The organism is Vibrio genomosp. F10 str. 9ZD137, assembly GCF_049974785.1.
Taxonomy (GTDB): Bacteria; Pseudomonadota; Gammaproteobacteria; order Enterobacterales; family Vibrionaceae; genus Vibrio.
The window spans coordinates 1-3405 of the sequence record NZ_JBNGCJ010000673.1 but is presented as its reverse complement, the minus strand read 5'-3'; the positions used below and the strand labels follow the sequence as shown (position 1 = coordinate 3405).

Sequence of the window (3405 nt, the reverse complement as noted above, 5' to 3'; positions counted from 1 at the left end):
GACCCGCTCTTCCGATCTTCTCATGCTTTAGACCTAGAGATGCGCACAAGCATAGTTCCACAAGAGAAGAGAAGCCGCTATCTACTCACTTGTGAGGTGCCTAACGCTGTCTAATGGTAAGTTTGGTAGAAGAAATAAAGTGTAATCGCAACACTAGAACCAATCACAAAGTAACGAATGTACGCTTGAGGTATTTTTGAAGATATTCTCGCCGCAGCATAGCCTCCAACTAAAGAACCAACCAATACCGCTCCGCCGCGATGCCAATCAATCACATTCTCAAAAATAAACAACACAATGGCCGAAAGAGACACACAAGAAGAAATAACCAGCTTGAGCCCATTCATTTGGTGAATATTTTGACAGCCGGCCAAAACCAGATAACTTAAGGCAACAATACCTAATCCTGCGTTGAAAAAGCCGCCGTACGCAGAGACAAACAACAAGATCAGTGCCAACGTAATGCTTGCCAATCTTTTTGAATATTGCCCCTGAGGAACTAAACGTTTCACTATCTGTTGTATGGGTTGGCCAAAGATGAACAGGAGGGTTGCAAACCCAAGTAACCATGGAATAGAAACGATAAAAGTATTCTCTGGGATACTCAAAAGCAGGTAAGCACCGAGCGCGCCACCCAAAAGACTGATGACGATGAGTTTTAGTAATTGTTTATCGTTTGTCAGTTCATGCCGAAAACCATAAGCACCACTTAAGTATCCGGAACTGACTGCAAACGTATTCGTCGCGTTAGCTGCAATAGGCGGAACGCCGCACGCAAGAAGCGCAGGAAACGTTATAAAGCTTCCCCCACCAGCAACAGAATTCAATACTCCACCAGCAACACCTGCGCTAAACAACAACACCCACTCTAATAGCATTGACTTTCCTTGTCTCAAGCTAAAACGATACGTTGACCCAACATACACGTTATTGATTTAAAAGTAATCAGACTACTTATTAAATCAACAAGAAGGTTTCATGTGATGTTCGCAAAAAACCTTGAGGCGATAAAACACCTCTATTTATGGCGTTTGTAAGTCCGCTACGATCTCTTTCCATTCGACTAATTCACTGCGAAATCGTTTCAACTGCTTATCACTCATGGTTTTAAACAACTCAACAATGTAGCGTTGACTCACTGAGCGGTTGTACTCAATCATGTCTTTAAGCTCTGGCGAAAAATACTGATCAGACTCAAACAGTAATCGATGAAAGTTGGGCTGGAAGTAACTCAACTCATCCCGCTTATCCAAGAGACGTCGCCACTCTCCACGCATTCGCGTTTGATAGGCCATCCATTCATAGGCTGAGATCCTGAGATCTTTGGACCAGCGATCAACGATTTTCTGCTGTTCGTTATTCAGCCGGCCTAACCAAGTCTCGACTCGATCACCAATACGCTCTTGGTACCGTACGTGGATTTCTTGCTCTGATAAATCTTGGTACTTGTTTCTGTATTCTTCGTGACGCTTAGAGAGATTCTCAAGAAGTTGCTTTACCTGTTCATCGGTTAACGTTTGAATCAGCGAGTAAAGATCCGGGGCAACTCGTGTTAACAATCGTTCGGAGTGCTGCTCCATTTTTTTAAAATGTTGGGCTATCGCGTCTGGCGTTAGCGTGTCTGGGGAAATCAGTAACAGCGAATCAATATGTGCTTCATACAAAGGAAGCTCTTCCTTTTTATGCCAATCTTTCAATTGCTGAATTTGGAGCGTCAATATATCGTCTTGATCTCCCGTTAGATCAACAAAATCATCAAGATATTCCAGGATAAACCAGTCTACGTTGCGATAGGCAAATTTCGTCCCGCAACTCATTAATAGCATACAAACTAACACGATGACTGCGCTTCTCAATTTTTGCCTCCTTTCTATTGATCACGTGCATACTCAAAATATAGCACCTATTGCATTGATATCGCGAGGTTCTTGCTTGTTTGGGTTCACCACTTTAAATGAGGCAACGGGAATATTTGAAAACAGATACCCCAATAGAGGCCTAGTAATTGAGAAACAGACGAGTAAAATCAGCATTCACTTCATTATTAAGCCAATTTTAGTCTAGATATGAATAGCTCAGAGCCCTGTTTTACTCGATTTATCGCTTCCACGAACGGAATCTCGCTGCCTGATCGTTTTACTTTTCCGTTCTACTATCAGCCTCACCCACTGTGTGAGCAAGCGGCCCATGAATTACAACATAGACTCGACACTCAAACAGACTGGATACATGATTTTGGGCTAGTCAACGATTCAAAGAGCGGTACAGGCAAAATGTTTGGGGTATTGGTGGTAAAGAACTCAAAAGGAGAGCTTGGGTATTTAAGCGCTTTTTCAGGGAAAATTGCCGATCAAAATCTTCTTCCCGGTTTCGTGCCACCCGTGTTTGATATGTTAAGCAGTGACAGTTTTTTTCGCTCAGAACTCGCTGAGATTACTCATATAAGTAACGATATCAAGCAATGCCAAGCTAACCCGAAGATCGCAGAGTTAGAAACGAAGCTGCTTCAACAGTCGGATTACTTCGAACAGAAAATTGCATCACACAGACAAGCTATGGTTGAGCAACGAGCACACAGGAAACAGCAGCGTTTACTGATAGACGAAAATGATGCAACCAACCAAGCGGCACTGATTCAGTTGGGTCGAGAAAGTGTGGCGGAAAAAAATGACTTGAAGCAATTGAAAGCGATTCAAAATGAAACCCTGTCTAAGCTTCAATACCAACTATCTCAATTAACGGATGAGATAACCGCGATGCTTGAACAGCGCAAAGCCATGTCGAACGCCCTGCAACATAAGTTGTTTGAACAGTACCAGTTTTTAAACCAAGCTGGGGTAGAAAAGTCACTCAACGCTATTTTCAACGCAACATCAACACCAGTGCCACCAGCAGGATCAGGAGAATGTGCCGCACCCAAGCTACTGCAATACGCATTCACTCATCAACTTGAACCCGTATGTTTGGCTGAGTTTTGGTGGGGCGTATCCCCTAAGTCTGAAATACGTCAACATAAAAAATACTATCCATCTTGCCAGAGTAAATGCTTACCCATTTTGACCCACATGCTTGAAGGCATTGAATTGGATCCTAATCCTCTATTGGAAAACCCGGCCGAAGGCAAAGAGATCGATATCGTTTATCAAGACGATGCCATTGTGGTAGTGAACAAGCCCGCAGAGTTTCTCTCAGTCCCAGGCAAGCATATTCACGATTCTGTTGCGACACGATTGGCTGAAACCTTCTCGGATGCAGAAGGCCCATTTGTGATCCACAGACTAGATATGTCGACATCAGGGTTACTGGTCTTTGCGTTAACGCGTCGGGCTAACAAAAGCTTGCAAAAACAGTTTATTACACGTGTGGTAGAGAAGCGCTACGTTGCGCTAATAAGATCGGAAGAGC

At 43.4% G+C, this 3405-nt stretch carries 3 protein-coding genes; 1 reads left to right on the top strand and 2 read right to left on the bottom strand.

Features of this window, described 5'->3' with window-relative positions; all coding sequences use genetic code 11:
* Nucleotides 1-110: 110 nt before the first annotated feature.
* Nucleotides 111-878 (bottom strand): sulfite exporter TauE/SafE family protein, encoded by a 768-nt coding sequence (locus ACP45E_RS16230; protein ID WP_017033198.1) that lies wholly within the window; start codon nucleotides 876-878, stop codon nucleotides 111-113.
* 144 nt (nucleotides 879-1022) lie between these two features.
* Nucleotides 1023-1856, bottom strand: a complete 834-nt coding sequence (locus tag ACP45E_RS16225) for a DUF6279 family lipoprotein (RefSeq protein ID WP_017037269.1) — start codon at nucleotides 1854-1856, stop codon at nucleotides 1023-1025.
* A 210-nt stretch (nucleotides 1857-2066) separates the two neighbouring features.
* Here ACP45E_RS16225 and ACP45E_RS16220 point away from each other — a divergent pair.
* Nucleotides 2067-3405: pseudouridine synthase (locus ACP45E_RS16220; protein WP_241824329.1), on the top strand; the 1339-nt coding region annotated here is incomplete at its 3' end.

What these genes read in the sequence shown, in the direction of transcription:
- ACP45E_RS16230 (WP_017033198.1), bottom strand. Translation starts at nt 878, where the DNA reads ATGCTATTAGAGTGGGTGTTGTTGTTTAGCGCAGGTGTTGCTGGTGGA.